Below are 18,448 nucleotides of genomic sequence, written 5' to 3'. Positions count from 1 at the left end.
TCTTGGTTCCATCTGATTGCGGTTGCCTAAAATCGTTGGAAATTCCATCTGCTTCGAATTTACCTAATAAAGGTATTCAAAAGTTATTGAAAAAACCCACATTCGGCCTATCTGGCTCGATTGTGGGTTTTTTGCTTAGTTAGATGAGGTCCTATCCATTCTCATTTTCATTTTCATTCTCTTTATAGATGGAGATCAGCACGATTGCCTTATCTTCACCTATATTTCTTACTAAATGTGGCGTACATGCATTCCAACTAAAGGAATCACCTTCTCCAAATTCAGCCTTATCTTCCCCTTGTTCCGCGTAAATTCTCCCTTTAATGACCACATGGACCTCCTCGCCTTCATGAGCATGAGGAGTATTGCCAGTCGTAGAACCAGGAGGAAACTCTATAATCATCATCCGTACGTTTTTTGTGGAACTCAAGTGTTCGACTTTTAGATTTTCTGAACCGCTTGTAGTGATTGTCCGTTCGTCTTTCCGAACAATTCTCATTCGCTCTTCTTTCTTTAGAAGCAAGTAGGCAAGTGGCACTTTAAGTGCTTGAGCTATACTTTCTAATGTTGAGATGGACGGTGAGGTCTTATTCGTTTCAACCTGACTCATAAATCCTTGAGACAGGCCGGTTGTTTCGCATATTTGAGCGATTGTGATATTTTTTCGCTTCCGGATCGCTCGTATAGTGGAGCCAATATCCATCTAATCACACCTCTAGAATATTTGTAATACTAAATTTAATTTTATATTATCAATATTTGTGTTGACAAGTCAATGTAAATCGTTTTAAATTACACCTATAGAAAATATATTTCTATTACTAATATTTTTGGAGGGAAAAAGAATGACTAAAACAGCTTTTGTTTCCATAATCATGCGTGTGGTGTTGGGCATCATATTTATATTTCACGGAGTGGATAAGTTTCAGGGAATAAGCAATGTAGAAGCTTGGTTCAGTTCCATAGGCATTCCGGGAGTTTTAGCTTATGTTGTTGCAGCGCTTGAACTTATCGGCGGTATATTGTTGATCTTGGGGTTGTTTACTCGTTATGTAGCAGGATTGTTTGTCATCATACTCATCGGTGCAATTATAACCGCGAAATTATCGGCTGGACTTCTTGGTAACGGTCAAATGGCTGGTTATGAGCTGGATCTTGGATTCATCTTGGTCTCGTTGTATCTGGTTGTTGCCGATCGATCACCGTTCTCTGTTGACCGTTTTATTATGAGCAAGCGCAGTGAATAACTTACAGCATGGAGGAAACTAAGATGAATCCGAAATATCAATATGACGTTCACTTACCGGTTAAACTAGAGCAAGGAAAGAAATATCCGACGATCTTCACCTTCCACGGCAAAGGATCAAATGAACGAAATATGTTCGGTTTGGTTGCTCCATTGGCTGAAGAGTTCATCATCATTGGGGTTCGCGGTAATTTGCCGCTTGGTACGGGATTCCAATATTACGATTTGAAAAGCCTAGGAAACCCTATTCGAGAGATGTATGACCAAGCGGTTACAGATCTCGAAGCATTCATTCATTATGCGACTGAGGAGTATCCAATCGATCCTGACAAACGTTATTTGCTCGGCTTTAGCCAAGGTGCAATCCTGTCCATGACGCTTGCACTTACAATGGGAGATCAATTAAAGGGAATCGTAGCGTTGAATGGATATATTCCTGAGTTTGTGAAAACGGAGTATTCACTTCGAAGTGCTAAGGATGTTTCCATATTTGTCTCGCATGGGGAATTCGACTCCGTATTCCCGGTTCATATCGGCCACGAGACAGCTGCCTATTTAAAAGACCAGACGGAGCGCTTAACTTTCAAACTATATCCGACCGACCATGGCGTATCTGAAGAGAACCAGCATGATTTTATGAAGTGGATGAAGAAGGATGTCGAATTAAACATAAATAAGGAGTGAGATCACATGATGCCATCCTATTTTTTCGCGCACGGTGCACCATCAATCGTGCTCGATGATAACGAATATACAATGTTGCTTAAGCAATTTAAAGAGCACACACCAAGACCAAAAGCTATCGTTCTCTTCTCCGCTCATTGGGAGGAATCGATACAGACGGTTAGCGCTGCAGAAACTTATGAAACCATTTATGATTTTGGCGGGTTCCAAGATGAGCTTTACCAGATGACTTATCCGGCACAAAGTGACCGATCGTTAGTAGATCAGATTCAAAACTTGTTTACAAAGCATGGTGTTGAGAACGTTCAAAATGAAAAAAGAGGTTTGGACCACGGGGCATGGGCTGTTCTAAAACTACTGTATCCGGATGCAGATATTCCGGTCGTAGCGCTATCCGTAAATCGTTATTTATCTAATGAAAGGCAGTATCAAATCGGCAAGGCATTAGCGGAACTCCGCGAGCAGGATGTTCTTATCATCGGAAGCGGTGGGACCGTTCATAATTTACGGAAATTGAACTGGCGGTCGGAGGGAATTGATGAGTGGGGGGAACAATTCGACAACTGGATTCAAAGTAAGCTGGAGTCATGGGATACCGAAGCCCTGTTTCAATACCGTGAGCTCGCTCCCCATGCCCAAGAGGCCGTACCGACAAGTGAGCACTTCATTCCGCTTCTTCTCGCCATGGGAGCAGGTGACGTCAACCGCAACGCAAAACTTCTTCATCGCAGCTACCAATACGGTAACCTAAGCTTAAGCTGCTGGCAATTCAATTAAGATGAAATGAAAGAGGGCGGATCGGATGACATCCGCATTTAAGACGGCAGCGGAGAGAATAATAATATTTTCTATTGCCGCTGTGTATATTGCGTTGCAGGCGGCGCAGCTTGAGATGCTGGTCTTTCTGCTTGGTGGATTGGTGTTTTCTGCAATCGCCTTGCTGTTGCCAAAACTGAAGGGGATGACGTTTTGGCTCACGATTTTCTTTGTGACTATTGGAGTTGTACTTCTTGCGCTGCAGAAAGCAAATGCTAGGATTTGGTTCGAGTCGGCTGGAATAAACGTGACCATTGTAACGCTTTTCCTATTCGCTCCGTTGTTCGGAATTCCAGTTCGTATTCCTGAATACGTTAAGGCCTTGAAGCGGTTTTACGAAGCTAACCTGCACAGCAAGGCCGCTCTATTCTTGGGAACGCAGCTGCTCACTCAAATTATGGGCGTATTTATCAACGTAGGTTCGATACCGGTTGTTTATCAAATGGTCTTTATTAAACCGCAGCCAGGGATGAGCCGTTTGCTTGCAAATGCGCTCAACCGAGGTTTTGCGGGAGCGATTCTCTGGTCACCTTATTTCGCTGCCATGACACTAGTGACTTCAACGTTAGGACTGTCCTGGTCGTCCGTTCTGCCCTATATGCTTGGACTCGCCATTCTTAGCCTCGGCATAAGCTGGGCAGTCGATTTTCGGGAATTGCGTAACGCTAGTCTAGATGAATTTGAAGAGGCAGTAGACAAAAAGGAGAACTCGAATTTTCCAGTTGGACTCGGCATGTATTTAATAGGCGCCATAATTGTCATCTTAACTATGGAACGTATGATCAAGCTGCCAATGGTCTTATTAATCTGTATGGCTGCAGTAGCTTTCCCTTTGTTCTGGTGCATTATAAAGGGGACCATGAATATATACAGAGAAGGAATTATAAATCATATAACAATCACTTTGCCGGCTTTGCAGAAAGAGATTACGCTTTTTCTGGCCGCTGGCTTTTTCAGTGGCGCAATTGGGATTACAAACTTCGGCTCAAAGGTTCCGAATTTGCTTGAGTTTGTTCCAATGCCGATTTCCTTCACATTCACGATATTAACCGTTCTTTTGATTGCAAGCACTTCAATAATTGGTCTCCATCCAATCGTGCCAGTGACTATGCTCGCTGGAGCCATTGATCCCGTGAGCGTGCAAATCAGCCCAACTTATTTTGCGGTGCTGCTGCTTGGAAGCTGGGCTTTGTCTAATCCCATCTCGCCGGCTTCGGCTGTAAACAACTTGCTGTCCGGTTTACTAAAGAAATCAGTGTTTGAGATAGCTGCACCGAATTACAAGTTCGCCGGCTGTATGGCGCTCAGTTTGATCATTTTTTTAATGGTTGTGGTGAGGTATTAGAACAAAAAACAAGCTAATATTGAACTGACATATCATTTTCATGATCTATTTCTTGCCCTAGCTGCAGTCTGTATTCACTCAAGGACATGCCAAAATGCTTTTTAAACGACTAAAACAGGTACCCATACGCTAAACACTTTTTTTAAAGTGTCGAGTGTATGGGTACCTGTTTTGTGTTCGGCAACTGATTTTCCTGTTGCCTCTTTGAAAAATCTCCCTAAATAGACGTCTTGGAGCCGTTAAATCATAGAAGGATGCGAGTGCAATCTTTGTTTTTTTTTGAAAATCAAAATTTAGAGAGAATTATCTTTTTTAGAGAGCTGCAATGATGATTTATCAAAGGAAAATACACTTTTTTATGTTTTCAACACTTTTTTTATCAGCTACTGTGAAATAGAAATAAGCAACAATGGAGTCTTTTGAAGAGAAGGGGAGGTCGATCAGCTGGTGCGGATGATATTATCGCCGAGAAGCAAAAACAGATCAATGAACGGAGAATAGCGAACGGCTCGTAAGAGAGGGGTTCTCGAATGAGCAACCATTAAACATGATTAAAAAAGAAAGCGTTGTCATGTTATCCTGCGAATGGCTACGCCTTACTCTGCTAGGAATACCTCAACTACTGTTTCGACAATATGCTTTTTGTTTCAGGTTCATAAGCGGAGAAATTCAGAATTGGGAGGAAAGGTATTAATGATGAACAGATTCAAAAAAATCACTTCTGTAACATTGGCAGCTGCAATGATTATGACAACATTTACGTTTGTATTCTCAAATACGAGAGTAAATGCACAGCAAGTGACAGGTAATGCGCCTTTTATAAATTCGTGGCTGGTAACTGGTCCATTTGATGCGCCAGTAGTGGACAAGATTTACGGGACTGAAGTGGGTGAAAATGTAAATTATGCGCCGTTGGCATCAGAAATAACAGCATCGTCGTCAACGCTTGCAGTAAACCCTGTATCAAATTTGGTTGATGGAGACAAAAAAAAGCAATGGGTGACAGAAAGAGACTCTAGCCCATGGGTAAATCTAAAATGGAGTACACCTATTGCAATCAATGAACTGAAAATAGCGCAATGGGGCGATGGGCGTCACGTAAACAATGGGTATCATCTTACGTTCACTCTTGAAGACGGCAGCAAAGTAGAATCGGGAGAGGTTAAAAGTACATCTTCTAACCCATCCGAACCAACTGTGTATGCATTATCATCCGGACTTAAGAATGTGGTTCAAATGAAGGTTGAAATAGATAAGGGACGCACACCTTATCCAACAATTACCGGCCTCTCAGAAATAGAAGTTTATAACAATCCGGCAGTGACAGGCGGAGAGCCAACGACTGCGATCACTCCCAATATTGGCGATTCATTAAGTTCTGACGGTGAAAGTAATAAGTGGGAGTACTTTGATGATCGAATTTATAACAGAAACTATGATGATTATCAAGACTTATACGGTTACTATACGGTCAAAAAAGGTGTCGACACAAGAAACAAATATGTGTATGCTCACACGTACATATACAGTCCGATAGCACAACAAGCGTATTTTAATGTAGGTGCCAGCGGTTCATATCGCATTTATGTAAACGATAAAACTTTGACCGCACCGACTGTACCAGTAGAAGTACAAAAGGATTTGACCAAACAAGCAGTCCTGTTAAAGCAGGGTTGGAATAAACTGATGATTCAAATCAAGCATACGTATACAGAAGATGTGAATTCAAATAATGTCCCGTTAGGATTTGATGACAGCGCAGCGTACCTTGGGTTTTATGGGAGAGTCACTGACCAAAATGGCAATAAAATCAATGGACTTATTTCTTCGGTTGAAGGCGAAACGGAAGCTCTAAATATCGTCACGCAAGGACTCTCAACCGAGGATGCCATTAAAACTCCGCTTCCAACCCAAACCATGCCGATTGGCTACAAGGAATGGCCATATGTATGGAATAAATCGAAAGGGAATAAGAAATACGGCTTAGCGGCATCAACCTTCCAATTTATGGCGGGCGGGGGAACTCCCGGTTATACTTGGAGTATCGTAGAGGGCAAACTGCCGGACGGCTTGGAATTAAATGCCGATGGCACAATCGCAGATGGATTAGTGAATGGAAATGTCGATTTAAATAGCAGCAAAGGCATCATTAGTATCAATACGAAACCAGGAGATTATAACTTTACGATACAAGTAAAGGATGGAAATGGAAATACGGCTAGCAAGAATATGACGATTACAGTAAAGGAACGTCCTAATAAATGGTTTGAAGAAGGGCGTGTGGGCGCTTTAACTCATGCTGCCCCAATTTACCAGTACTTTGTTGACCCGAATTTCTCTGCCGACTTATGGGCGGAAAGAGCGAAACGTCAAGGGCATTCATTAGTTTCGGTTGAATCGGTACAACAAGCTTATCTTTGGCCGTCCAAGTTTGCGGATCCAAAACATGAGAGGCATATGTATCTTCCAAAAGACGCAAACGGCAAAGTAGTAGATGGATTGAAACCGTTTGAACTGGCCGTAAAACGTCATGGAATGAAATTCGGTTTATATTATGGCGGAGGGATTCCATACTACACGACGGACGTCTATGTGCAGAATCTGACCGATTTGATTGGACGGTATACGCCTGATTATATTTATTTTGATGGACCGCAAGGGATACCAAACGCCAATTTTGATGTGATATACAGTGTTGTACGCAATTATAGCGATGATATTATTATAAACTCCAATGCATGGGGCGATGAGTATGGAGACCCTGATTTAAGAACCGAAGAAGCGTCTGGTATTTACAGTAATGGCGCTGCAAATCATCTTTTAAAACGTACGATTATGGAACCATGGAAAATGATTCACACAAAAAATGCACAATCTCCCTATTACGGTATACGAGATGACTACAGGCAAGTTATCAAGGAAATGGTCATGAATGTCGGCAGAGGTTATGTGGATAATAATGATCAGACGCCGGTAGATAGCCGCGGACCCAATTGGAACTCTCCTGAGGAAATTGCGACAAGATATCCTAAAGCAGAGCAGGAATACATTGATGTGAGAGAAAGCTTGGCAAGATGGTTTGCGCCTGAGGGCAAGCCGGAAAGACACGAGGCAACAACGGGTACAACGCCATATTTCCTCTCAGGCTATGGCTATGAAGATGATGGAAAAGGCAATTATGAAAAATTTGCTTTAGCAAACAGCACTACAGGACCACAATGGGGATATGCAACGTATAGAGACAACAATGTGTATCTGCATGTAATGAAAGGACCCGACAGCAAAAAAGGGTTTGACGCCATTGCAGGAAAGTCTTTGACCATTCGTCCGGTTAAAGATAAGGTGACATCCGTGACATGGTTGAACGAGAATGTCCCGGTCACATCGTTTGAACAAAATGAGGACAGCTTGACAATCAATCTTGCTAACGTTCAAGAGGATCAGATTGATACGATCATTAAGATTGTAACCGACAATCCTGCACGAAACTATACGCTTACGGATGTAAAAGCAACAGGGGAGCAGTTAACGCCTTCCTCACTTAAAATCAACGCTGAGGGATATATGACATTCCCGGCGCTGAAAGCCCAGCTTTCAGATTTAACTTATCGCAGTGCAGATCCAGCAATAGCTGCGGTCGATACGAACGGAATTGTGACTCCAGTATCAAATGGAACAACTTCCATCACCGTAAGTGCTGCTTATGAGGGTGTAACGAAAGAGGACATCTTAAAAGTAACCGTTAAAGATGGAGTCGTTTATGTTGGCGAGAGCATGATTKGTGCGACTTTGTTGATTGAGGGTAAAGAAGCCTATGGTGAGTTTAATTTACTGAAAAGCCTACGCTATGAAATAGAAGGCAGATCAGCTAAAGGCGGAGCGATCGGGCTTGATACAGCAGATATTACATGGCATGGGGGTACTATTGATTTAAAAGCGGGTAATAACTATAATCCCGTGGCGATCAAAGAAGTAGATACGTTTACATTTAAGAAAAATGAAATTATTGCGCCGTTCGTAGAGAAACTTACACGCGGAGTCGTTTGGGCGGATGTAACTTTAGACGGTCAAACATTTACAACAAATAAAGTATTCATGGACCTGCTGCCGCATGATAACCTTGCAGGGGCCGCTGAAATTACAGCTAGTCATGATCAAGATGCTGTGAGTCAATTAGTTGATGGGAAAACAATTGACGGTATTCATTTTGACGGGGCCAAATGGTCGGTACCAGCAAATGAGAAGTCTTGGATTCAATTTAAGCTGCCGACAATCTCCGAGATTGCTAGTATCAATCTTAACTTCAATTCTTTAGAACAAAAATACATCAATACGCCTAAAACAATAAAAATTCAAACGAGTGCTGATGGCGTGGACTGGAACGATGTCAGCACCGTTAACGGCCCGACGGGCTCTGCTTATTTTGGATTCTACAATCAATATGTAATAAACACGGGAGCGGGAGCTCAATACGTTAGATTACAATTTGAAAATGGTTCAAACGGGTCAACGATTGATTTGCTTGAAGTGGCAATAAACGGAGTGGATAAGTCCGGATTATTTGATCGTTTCGATTATGAGTATAAACCGGTGAATGCTGCTACAGGTAAATATGACATTGCGGCTTTTACGGGTAAGGGTGAACCGATTGATATTAAAGATGCGAAGATCACAGTGACAAGCGAAAACCAGGATGTGATTACGGTGGACGAATCCAACCTGTTGACCGCTGTTTCAGAAGGCATGGCAAAGATTAACATTCGAGTGCAAATAGATGGACGTTCGATTGACAAAGTTACGTATCTTTTTGTTAATGAGCAAAAGGAAATCTACATGGCTCCTTATTTAGAGAAAATGGACTTCACTCTGAATAAAACGACTATTAAACCGAATGATCCAATCGTGTCTACTATTAATGGCATATTAAGTACTGGAGAGACGGTCGATCTATCAAAGGCAGCTGTAGAATATCAATTTAGCGATGCAAGGTTATCTGTTGTTGACGGCAGTAACACGATCATTGTTAAAGGCGATTTTGGCGTTGGGTTTATAGCAACTGTTGCGGTAAAGGTTACTTTAGAAGGGGTGACCGTTGTAAGTCGCCCTTTGACAATAAATGTAGCTAGCAATAGTGTTCCTCAGTCACAAATGACGGCAACGGCGGCAAGTCAGGAAACGGCTGGTGAGAACAATGCAGCCTCGTTGGCGGTTGATGGAAACCCACAAACGTTTTGGCATACAAAGTGGGATAAATCCGGCGTTCTTCCCCAATCGATTATCTTAAATCTGGGTGGAACTCACCAAATCAATAGACTTGCGTATTTACCAAGGCAATCAGGCAGCAACGGAAATATTACAAGCTATAACGTGTATGTCAGTGAGGATGGAGTATCTTTTACCAAAGTTGCAAATGGAGATTGGGCAAACGACAACAAGGAGAAATACGCATCATTTACTTCGACAAAAGCATCATATGTCAAGCTTGAAGCAACAGCAGGCGTTGGTGGTTACGCATCGGCTGCTGAAATCAATGTATTACTGGAATCAGTAGAAGTGCCGCAATCGGTTATAACCGGGCCAGTTAAGGTGAACGCTGACCAAGCATTCAATCTGAAGATGGGATTGTCTGGCGTTACGGATAGTGTATACAAGCAAGTGTATGCTCAAGATTTGACGCTTCACTATGATCCGGCACATTTACAGTTTGAATCGGTTACTTCATTAAAAGACGGTTTTAAAGTCATCGATCATGAGGAAAAAGTACCGGGACAAGTCCGGATTTTGGCTGCTAGCGTGAACGAAAACCAAGGAGTGAATGCTCAAGGGGATGTCCTTGCATTCGCATTTACCGCCAAATCTGGAACGCAGGCAACCTCTACGACGATTTCTGTCGATCATGTTGCGATTGCTAACGCACAGGGGCATGAACTGCAGATCAGAGGAAGCAACCATGATATTCAAATCGTGGAAAGCGTGGATAAATCATTGCTAAATGCACTGATTGCAAGTGCTGAGGCGAAGTACGATGCTGCAGTGGAAGGAAATGCGGACGGCCAGTATGTGGTTGGATCCAAAGCGCTATTACAGTCAGCTATCCATGCGGCTAATGTGACAGCAAGCGATTCGAATGCTTCTCAAGCGCAAGTGGATAATGCGAAAGGCGCATTGGAAGCAGCCATTCAAGCGTTTAATAACAAGAAGATAAACGCAAATGTCGATGGTAAAGGCGGCGTCTCGATTGGAGATTTGGCTATTGTTGCAGCGGCTTATGGCACACAACAAGGTCAAGCGGGTTGGAATGTGAATGCGGATGTCAATAAAGACGGTAAGGTTGGTATCGAAGACCTTGCAATCGTAGCAAAAGCGATCTTGCAATAAAATAACATCGAACATTGTTTTGGGGGAGCTATATGCTTCCCCTCTTTTTTGCTTTTATAGTGAGATCGTTATAATTCTGAGAAATATCTAAAAAAAATAGTTGATATTGTTATGTTTTTTTGAGGATTGTTTATTCTTCATTGTTTTCTAAAGAAGGGGTACTTGTTAAGCTGACAACATGACTAATCAAGAAAGAAGGAGCAGAAGCTATGTCTACTTTTACAATCGAAGGAAATCAATTTGTTTATAACGGGGAGCCTATTCGTATTCTATCTGGAGCCATACATTATTTTCGTATTGTGCCGGAATATTGGCAGGACAGACTAATTAAATTAAAAGCTTGTGGATTTAATACAGTAGAAATTTACATTCCATGGAATTTACACGAGCCAAGGGAAGGGGAATTCAACTTTAGTGGCATTGCTGACGTCGTTCGTTTTATACAGATAGCGGATGAGCAGGGATTATTCGTTATCGTACGCCCAAGTCCGTATATATGTGCGGAGTGGGAATTCGGAGGATTGCCATCTTGGCTGCTTAAGGAAGAAAATATGCGCTTACGTTGTTTTCATCAACCCTATTTGGAAAAAATCGATGCTTATTACAATGAGCTATTGGCTAAATTCTTGCCACTTCTATGTACGAATGGCGGGCCGATTATTGCGATGCAAATCGAAAATGAGTACGGAAGTTACGGAAACGATAAGAAATATTTGAAATATTTGGAGCAAGCGATGATTAAACGTGGAATGGATGTGTTATTGTTCACATCGGACGGGTATACCGACAGCAATCTACAAGGGGGGACTCTCCTTCCAGACGTGTTAGCCACAGTCAACTTTGGGTCGCGGCCTGAAGAGGCTTTTGGAAAGCTGCAGGAATATCAACCGGATAAACCGCTTGTATGTATGGAATTTTGGAACGGATGGTTTGATTCTTGGGGCCATGAACACCATTTGCGAAAGCATGAAGATGTTGCGGAAGTACTGGATCAAATGTTGAAGGTAGGAGCTTCTGTTAACTTTTATATGTTCCACGGCGGGACGAATTTCGGATTCTATAACGGTGCGAATTATTCGGGTAAATATGATTCGACGGTGACTAGCTATGATTACGATGTGTTATTGGATGAATCAGGAGATATCACGGACAAATATATTGCAGTTCGTGAAGTTTTATCGAAATATACCGAAATTGCTGAGATAGAACTACCACGTCCTGTGCCGAAGAAGCATTACGGTGAAGTCCGCTTAATGGAACATGTGCGGTTGTTTGATTCGCTTAATTTGTTGTCGACTCCGGTTCAAAGCACATGTCCGGAAACAATGGAGCGGCTTGATCAGGACTATGGCTTCATTTTATATACGACTAACATTGTTGGTCCTATATCGCAAATGAAATTAACGATACAGGAGGTACGTGATCGCGCATTGATCTTCCTTGACGGTATTTATCAAGGAGTGATTGAACGAAACACACATGATATAACACCGAATATATCAGATATCGATATCGTTTTAGACATTCCTTCAGAAGGTGCAACACTCAGCATCCTAGTGGAAAACCTAGGACGAATTAATTATGGTTACGGGATGAAGGATCCAAAAGGAATTACGGAAGGCGTTCGCCTGGGCCAGCAGTTCCTTTATGACTGGACGATTCATACGCTTCCTCTGAACAATGTATCAGAGCTAATATTCCGGGAAGTACAGACAAACGAGGCCTTTACCCCTACCTTCTATAAAGGTGTAATTCACTTGGATGAAATCGGTGATACTTTTTTGAATATGGAAGGATGGACGAAGGGAGTTGCTTATATCAATGGGTTCAATCTCGGCCGTTATTGGGAGATTGGTCCGCAAAAAACATTATATATCCCTGCTCCGCTCTTGCGTATCGGTGACAATGAACTCATCATATTTGAACTGCATGGAACGAAAAACACAATCGTTACCCTGCAAGATTATGCCGAGTTAGGTTAAACAAATTTTTTATAATCAAATTTGGGAGGCTTATTGATCATTGAGACATTTGAATGGCTGCAGAAAAACAATGAATTTCAATAGGAACTGGAAGTTTATTCGTGAGGACGTATGTGGAGCACAGCAGAAGCGTCATTCAGACGAAAGCTGGGAAACCGTCTATCTGCCTCATACGCCAAAAATTGAAACGCTGCATGCGGACTTGCATTTTCAAGGGATATGCTGGTATCGCAAGCAATTTGCTTTGGACGAAGCAGACAGGGGAAAGAAGCTCTTTGTGGAATTCGAAGCGGCCATGCATGAGGCATCTGTATGGGTCAATGGCAGGCTCAAGCTGAATCATAAAGGCGGTTATTTGCCGTTTACGATCGACATCACCGACGATGTCGATTTCGAGGCGGTCAATGTAATTGCCGTACGACTCGACAACCGGAACAACGGAGCCATACCTCCGGGAAAGCCGCTGGAAAGTCTGGATTTTTCCTATTTCGGCGGACTTTACCGCAACGTGCACCTTCATGTCACGGATAAGCTCCATGTCACGGATGCCGTTTATACCGGAAAACCTGCGGGAGGCGGGATCTTCGTCAAATACGCCGACGTCTCGCAAGCATCGGCGACGGTCGAAGTTCTGACCTATGTGATTAATGAGCATGAAGCGATGAAGAAAGTGAAAATCGTGACAACACTCTTGGATAAACAGGGGCGGCAAGTAGAATCGGAAGAAAGTTCGGTGGAGACCGTTTTAGCCGGCGGAGCGCATACGTTCGTTCAAATGCTAACGATAACGAGGCCTCATCTCTGGCATCCGGACAACCCTTATTTGTATACCCTGCAAACGGAAATCCTCGAAAACGGCCAAACGGTGGATGAGATTCGCACCCGAACCGGAATACGCAAGATTTCGTTCAGTAAAGAAGGCGGCTTTGTAATAAATGATGAAAGGCTGGTCATCAGGGGGACGAACCGCCACCAGCAATATCCATATATCGGAAATGCAGCTTCGAATAACGCACATTACCGCGATGCGAAGAAGCTGAAGGAGGCGGGATTCAATTTCGTCAGGCTTGGCCATTACCCCCAGGCGCCTGCTTTTCTTGACGCCTGCGACGAACTCGGGCTGATGGTCGTCGAACCGGTGCCGGGCTGGCAGTACTGCGAGGAAGGAGAGTTTCTGGATCTTGTCCGGCAAAACATACGTGATATGATCCGCCGCGACCGGAACCGTCCGTGCGTGATCATGTGGGAGGTCAGCCTGAATGAAACGTATCCCGGCAGGAAAGGGGCGACGGACGAATTTTTTCACGAATGCCATCTGATTGCCCATGAAGAATATCCGGGAGATCAAATGTTTACTTCTGGAGACACGATCGGACGAATAAATCCGGCTTACGTCAACTTTGATGTGCCCTATACACTATGGAAAGACGAAACATTGTCGCGTCCACTGGAAGAGGTGCTGCCCGAGAAAGGGGGGTTCGATAGAGAATATGGAGATTACGAGTTCGGCGGCCATGAGAGTACAAGCAGGGTACCGCGCGGCGCCGGAGAACAGAAGCTGCTATTGCAAGCCTGGAATTATCAATGGTCGCTGAACCGGAACCGCGGTAACCGATGGTCGCTCGGGGACGCCTCGTGGGTTGGCATCGACCATAACCGCGGTTGTTATCCAAGGCTGGCGGAATGCGGGGCCCTCGACACGTTCCGTCTGCCTAAAATGGTTTACTATTTTTACCAGAGTCAACGAAGAGCGGAAATCGCTCATGAACATGTGGAAAGCGGACCGATGGTCTACATTGCGAATTATTGGACGGAACGCATCTCGCCGACGAAGGTTGTCGTATTTTCAAATTGCAGCGAGGTCGAGTTATTTGTAAACGGGAAATCAGTCAGTGTGAGAAAAGCTGATCATGGTCCGGATACGGAATACGGAGAACGTGTGACAGGCTACGAAGTGGACTATTGGCTTACGGATGAAGAACAGCATAAAGGGAATCAAGCAGGCGTGCATGGGAAAACGGATGCTGGTGACATGAAGGTTTATCCGCATGACGGAGGAAACTGCCGAAATTTGACGCAAGCTCCGTTCACATTTACCAATGTAGCGTACGAGCCCGGAGAATTAAAGGCAATCGGGCGAATAGACGGCAGGGAAGCTGCTGTATGCGTCGTGCATACTCCACTGGAGCCTGAGATGCTTTCCATCCGCATTGACGAGAGCGGGAGAAAGCTTACAGCCGACGGATCTGACTTTATCTTTGTCTACGCCGAAATCAAAGACGCGAACGGGACCGTGGTGTCCCCCGCCTGCCATGAGGTTTGGTTTGAAATTGACGGTCCTGCAGTCATCGTCGGCGAGAACCCCGTAAGGGCGGAAGCTGGCATCGCAACTGTGCTGCTTCAGTCGCGGGAGACGCCTGGGGAAATCAAAGTGAAGGCTTATTCTAAAGGTTTAAAGCCTTCCTCGGTCAAGCTTGCAAGTGTATAAAGAACAAGAAACTTTTATTGTTGACTAACATTGTCTTAAGAGTGCTATTTCTAAATCTCCAAAAATAAAATAGATTTAAGTGAAGCGATGGAAAGGCGCGACATCGCTCCACATACAAAAAARAGCCCAAACTGGTCCCCATACACTGGACACTTAGAAGTGTTTAGCGTCTGGGGACCTTTTTGTATACCCTTTCGATGCATATCAGTGACTCAGTGACTCTAGTAACGAGAAGCTCGCATTTGCTGCAAAAGGATAACGCCTACGTTTGAAGAAGTATTAGGAGTAGAGGAGAAGGATTTCATATAGCAAGCGAGAAGGAGGCGTCGCATGAGACCAAACGTACTTTTAATCACCGTTGATCAGATGAGGGCGGATTGTCTTCATTTCTTGGGCCATCCCGTTATCGAAACACCAAATTTGGACAACTTGGCGAGAACCGGCGTTGCGTATACAAGCGCTTACACAGCAACTCCATCCTGCGTTCCGGCAAGAGCCGCCATTTTAACAGGAATGAGCCAGCAAAACCATGGAAGAGTTGGGTATGAGGACAAAGTGCCCTGGAGCTATGAGCATACGATGCCTGGAGAGTTTGCGAAGGCCGGGTACCATACACAATGCGTAGGCAAGATGCATGTGTATCCCACGCGCAATCTGTGCGGATTTCACAACATCGTACTGCATGACGGCTATATGCATTATAACCGTGATCGCTCCCGATCGACGGCGAATGAGTGGTGGGATCAAACGGACGATTATATCAGCTGGTTGAAAGAGAGAGCCGGATCACAACAGGATATTATGGATCACGGTCTTGATTGTAACGCTTCGACTGTCGCGAGACCTTGGCATTTGGAAGAAGCGTTACATCCGACCAACTGGGCGGTTACTCAGTCTATTGATTTCTTGCGGCGGAGGGATCCGAGCAAGCCGTTCTTTCTTTGGACTTCATTCGTAAGGCCACATGCGCCTTTGGATCCTCCGCAAGCGTTTCTTGATCTGTATGATGGAATCGATTTGCCGGAACCTCCGATTGGCGATTGGGCGCGCCTCGATGATCCCGACCGTGACGGGCTGAATCCGACGACTGGCAGAGGAATCGTGAATAAGCGTATGCGCCAAAAATCGTTGGCGGCCTACTATGCTTTAATTACTCATATCGACAACCAGATCGGCCGATTGATGAACGCCCTATATGAATTCGGTGTAAGCAACGATACGATCATCCTCTTCACGTCGGATCACGGGGACCTGATGGGGGACCATCTTCTCTATAAGAAAATATTAGCTTACGAAGGAAGCGCCAAAGTGCCGCTCATTTTGAATGACCCTACAGGCAAGTTAGGCCTCGTCCGAGGCAAACAAGTGGATCGAATCGTCGAGTTGCGTGATATTATGCCAACCTTATTGGAGGCGTCAGATGTCCCGATCCCAACCACGGTAGACGGAAGCAGCATCATTCCTTTGGGGACGCATGCCGGCACATCCGAATGGAGGACTTACATCCACGGTGAGCATGCCTACGGTGAGCTTTCCTATCACTACTTAACCGATGGCAAGGTCAAATATATTTGGTATTCCCAGACGGGCGAGGAGCAATTGTTTGATCTTCAGGTTGACCCGCAAGAGCTGTGCAACCTTGTAAAGTCTGCGGAGCGCGCAGAGTTGTTGAACTGTTGGAAAGACCGATTGATTCTAGAACTTACCGGACGAGAAGAGGGTTATACGGACGGAGTCAGCCTCATCGTGGGGATGACGCCACAAAGCTGCCTTCAGCATCTCAGGACGGCAGCGGCATCCCATCCTGTCGCAGGCAGATAGTGGTTTGCAAAATAGAAATCCGGTGTAAGCGATACACCGGATTTCATTACTGAGTGATAGATTTTTATTTTTTCCAAGTGTCATATTGAGCTTGTTTTTCTTTGATGATGTCATCTACGCCAGCAGTTTTCAAACGCTCGAGGAATTTAGGCACGGCTGTAGTCGGGTCAATCGAACCAGAGCTGATAGCTGGGATCATCTCAGTCATAACGGAAGCTACGTTGGCAACTTGCGTTTTTACAGGAGTTGGGTCAAATACAAAGCCTGATAATGGCGAAACATCTGCTGTTTGATCATTTTCAAAAACGATTGACTGAGCTTTTCTCTTCATTTCGCCAGCCGCATTTTCGGCATGATCGGCACGGTTGAATGTTGGGCTGAAGGATTGACCGATTTGCCATTCATTCCAGTTGAAATTATATTTGCCTCCAATTTGAGTGAAGTCACCTTTTTCGTTGTAGGTGTAGTCAACGTCTTTTTCTCCTAATGTAATGAGTTTGTATAGATCATCATCAGTGTTTAGCAACTCAATTAATTGCAAAGCCTTTTCAACGTTTTTTGAACCTGAATTGATAGCAATAGCTGCATTGGAGGCAGCTCCAGCTGAAATCAATGTACGAGTAGTAGATACGGATAGAGCAGGGAAATCTTTGTATTCTGTCATGGACATAGCTTGCTCTTGACCTGGAAGATCGATGCTGTCAGGCCAGCCATAGTGCATCGCAAAAACAATTTTGCCAGCTTTACGATCAGGAGTTGTATCTTTTACCGTTGCACCATCTTTGCGCACATAGCCTTTATTGAACCAGTCACGCATAATTTCAGCGTATTTAGCGAACTCAGGAGTTTCAAACTGGTTGATAACTTTGTCTGGCGCATTGAGATTGACCCAGCCAGGAGTTAGCAAATCACCTACAGGCTCCATATCCCAGTAAAGCGGCTCATTGGCAAAAAAACTATGATTAGCGCTAGTTTCAAATCCGATCATATCAGGATGCTTAGCTAACGCTTCGCCAAGGAATGGTCCTACCATTTCGAGAGCTTCTATGGTTGGCTTGCCTTTAACAGCTTTCCAGTCAAACCCCGTTTCTTTAAGAACATCTTCGCGGAAGATAAAGCCACTGCGCTTGGCAACGCCCCATTGCTGATAATTGACAACTGCATAAATACGATCATTTATTTTCACACCATCCCATAGACCTTGAGGGATGCGGGAAAACGTTTCAGGCGCATGTACAGGAAGAAGGTCAGTTAAGTCAGCATACGCTCCCTTTGCAGCGTTTCCAAAGTAATTAATTCCACCCCAGAATGCAGTGAAAGCAAGATCCCAGTCGTCGCCCGAATTGATCATCAGATTCATTTTATCTGCATAAGTACTGCCGTCTACAAGTACTAAATTCAATTTGGCATTGATTTTTTCAGCAATAATTTTATTAGCTTTGTTCATGATGCGGTCAAAGTCATTGACAGGGCTGTTCGACATATAGAAGTTAAGGGTAACGAGTTCTTCTTTTTCTTTTTCCTTTTCTTTTTCAGCATTTTTAGTATCAGGTGCTGGAGTCGTAGAATCGCCGTTAGCGTTTGGTGAAACCTTTGAGCAGCCAGACAGGATCATGGTGAGAAGCAGAGTTACGCTGATCAACAACATAGAAATTCTTTTCATTGATATCCCCCTAAAAACTAATTTT

The 18,448-nt window shown here is 44.1% G+C and carries 10 protein-coding genes; 8 read left to right on the top strand and 2 right to left on the bottom strand.

All coding sequences use genetic code 11. The features are described 5' to 3' along the window. Positions 1 to 151 precede the first annotated feature (151 nt). On the bottom strand, positions 152 to 703 hold the full coding sequence (locus AC1DPK_RS15610; RefSeq protein WP_477510900.1) for a helix-turn-helix domain-containing protein: 552 nt from the start codon (positions 701 to 703) through the stop codon (positions 152 to 154). Positions 704 to 845: 142 nt separating this feature from the next. On the opposite strand from AC1DPK_RS15610, the gene AC1DPK_RS15605 reads away from it, so the two are divergent. The 8 genes from AC1DPK_RS15605 to AC1DPK_RS15570 all read left to right on the top strand — a co-directional run bounded on the left by AC1DPK_RS15605 (position 846) and on the right by AC1DPK_RS15570 (position 16,760). Beyond that, positions 846 to 1,247, top strand: coding sequence for a DoxX family protein (locus AC1DPK_RS15605; RefSeq protein ID WP_477510899.1), 402 nt, complete (start codon positions 846 to 848; stop codon positions 1,245 to 1,247). A gap of 23 nt (positions 1,248 to 1,270) precedes the next feature. Then, complete coding sequence (locus AC1DPK_RS15600; protein ID WP_477510898.1) at positions 1,271 to 1,930, top strand: alpha/beta hydrolase; 660 nt, start codon at positions 1,271 to 1,273, stop codon at positions 1,928 to 1,930. 6 nt (positions 1,931 to 1,936) lie between these two features. Further along, a complete protein-coding gene (locus tag AC1DPK_RS15595) occupies positions 1,937 to 2,707 on the top strand; it encodes a DODA-type extradiol aromatic ring-opening family dioxygenase (protein ID WP_477510897.1) in 771 nt (256 codons plus the stop codon). 25 nt (positions 2,708 to 2,732) lie between these two features. Continuing rightward, complete coding sequence (locus AC1DPK_RS15590; RefSeq protein ID WP_477510896.1) at positions 2,733 to 4,091, top strand: hypothetical protein; 1,359 nt, start codon at positions 2,733 to 2,735, stop codon at positions 4,089 to 4,091. A 693-nt stretch (positions 4,092 to 4,784) separates the two neighbouring features. After that, positions 4,785 to 10,469 carry a discoidin domain-containing protein gene (locus tag AC1DPK_RS15585; protein WP_477510895.1) on the top strand — a complete coding sequence of 1,895 codons (5,685 nt, stop codon included), beginning with the start codon at positions 4,785 to 4,787 and terminating at the stop codon, positions 10,467 to 10,469. A 209-nt stretch (positions 10,470 to 10,678) separates the two neighbouring features. Then, positions 10,679 to 12,451 (top strand): glycoside hydrolase family 35 protein, encoded by a 1,773-nt coding sequence (locus AC1DPK_RS15580; protein ID WP_441882619.1) that lies wholly within the window; start codon positions 10,679 to 10,681, stop codon positions 12,449 to 12,451. Between the two features lie 40 nt (positions 12,452 to 12,491). Then, positions 12,492 to 14,939 carry a glycoside hydrolase family 2 protein gene (locus AC1DPK_RS15575; RefSeq protein WP_477510894.1) on the top strand — a complete coding sequence of 816 codons (2,448 nt, stop codon included), beginning with the start codon at positions 12,492 to 12,494 and terminating at the stop codon, positions 14,937 to 14,939. Between the two features lie 330 nt (positions 14,940 to 15,269). After that, positions 15,270 to 16,760 carry an arylsulfatase gene (locus AC1DPK_RS15570; RefSeq protein WP_477510893.1) on the top strand — a complete coding sequence of 497 codons (1,491 nt, stop codon included), beginning with the start codon at positions 15,270 to 15,272 and terminating at the stop codon, positions 16,758 to 16,760. Positions 16,761 to 16,824: 64 nt separating this feature from the next. Here the strand turns inward: AC1DPK_RS15570 and AC1DPK_RS15565 are convergent, their stop codons facing one another. Next, positions 16,825 to 18,423, bottom strand: coding sequence for an ABC transporter substrate-binding protein (locus AC1DPK_RS15565; protein ID WP_477510892.1), 1,599 nt, complete (start codon positions 18,421 to 18,423; stop codon positions 16,825 to 16,827). Between the last annotated feature and the right edge of the window lie 25 nt (positions 18,424 to 18,448).

The sequence above is a fragment of the Paenibacillus sp. 01T424 genome (assembly GCF_056398745.1).
This window is presented reverse-complemented; position numbering and strand designations above follow the sequence as displayed.

Excerpts from the sequence above, each read along its gene's own strand:
- AC1DPK_RS15580 (WP_441882619.1), top strand. The coding sequence starts at position 10,679 with ATGTCTACTTTTACAATCGAAGGAAATCAATTTGTTTATAACGGGGAG.
- AC1DPK_RS15605 (WP_477510899.1), top strand. The coding sequence starts at position 846 with ATGACTAAAACAGCTTTTGTTTCCATAATCATGCGTGTGGTGTTGGGC.
- AC1DPK_RS15595 (WP_477510897.1), top strand. The coding sequence starts at position 1,937 with ATGATGCCATCCTATTTTTTCGCGCACGGTGCACCATCAATCGTGCTC.
- AC1DPK_RS15610 (WP_477510900.1), bottom strand. The coding sequence starts at position 703 with ATGGATATTGGCTCCACTATACGAGCGATCCGGAAGCGAAAAAATATC.
- AC1DPK_RS15570 (WP_477510893.1), top strand. The coding sequence starts at position 15,270 with ATGAGACCAAACGTACTTTTAATCACCGTTGATCAGATGAGGGCGGAT.
- AC1DPK_RS15600 (WP_477510898.1), top strand. The coding sequence starts at position 1,271 with ATGAATCCGAAATATCAATATGACGTTCACTTACCGGTTAAACTAGAG.
- AC1DPK_RS15565 (WP_477510892.1), bottom strand. The coding sequence starts at position 18,423 with ATGAAAAGAATTTCTATGTTGTTGATCAGCGTAACTCTGCTTCTCACC.
- AC1DPK_RS15590 (WP_477510896.1), top strand. The coding sequence starts at position 2,733 with ATGACATCCGCATTTAAGACGGCAGCGGAGAGAATAATAATATTTTCT.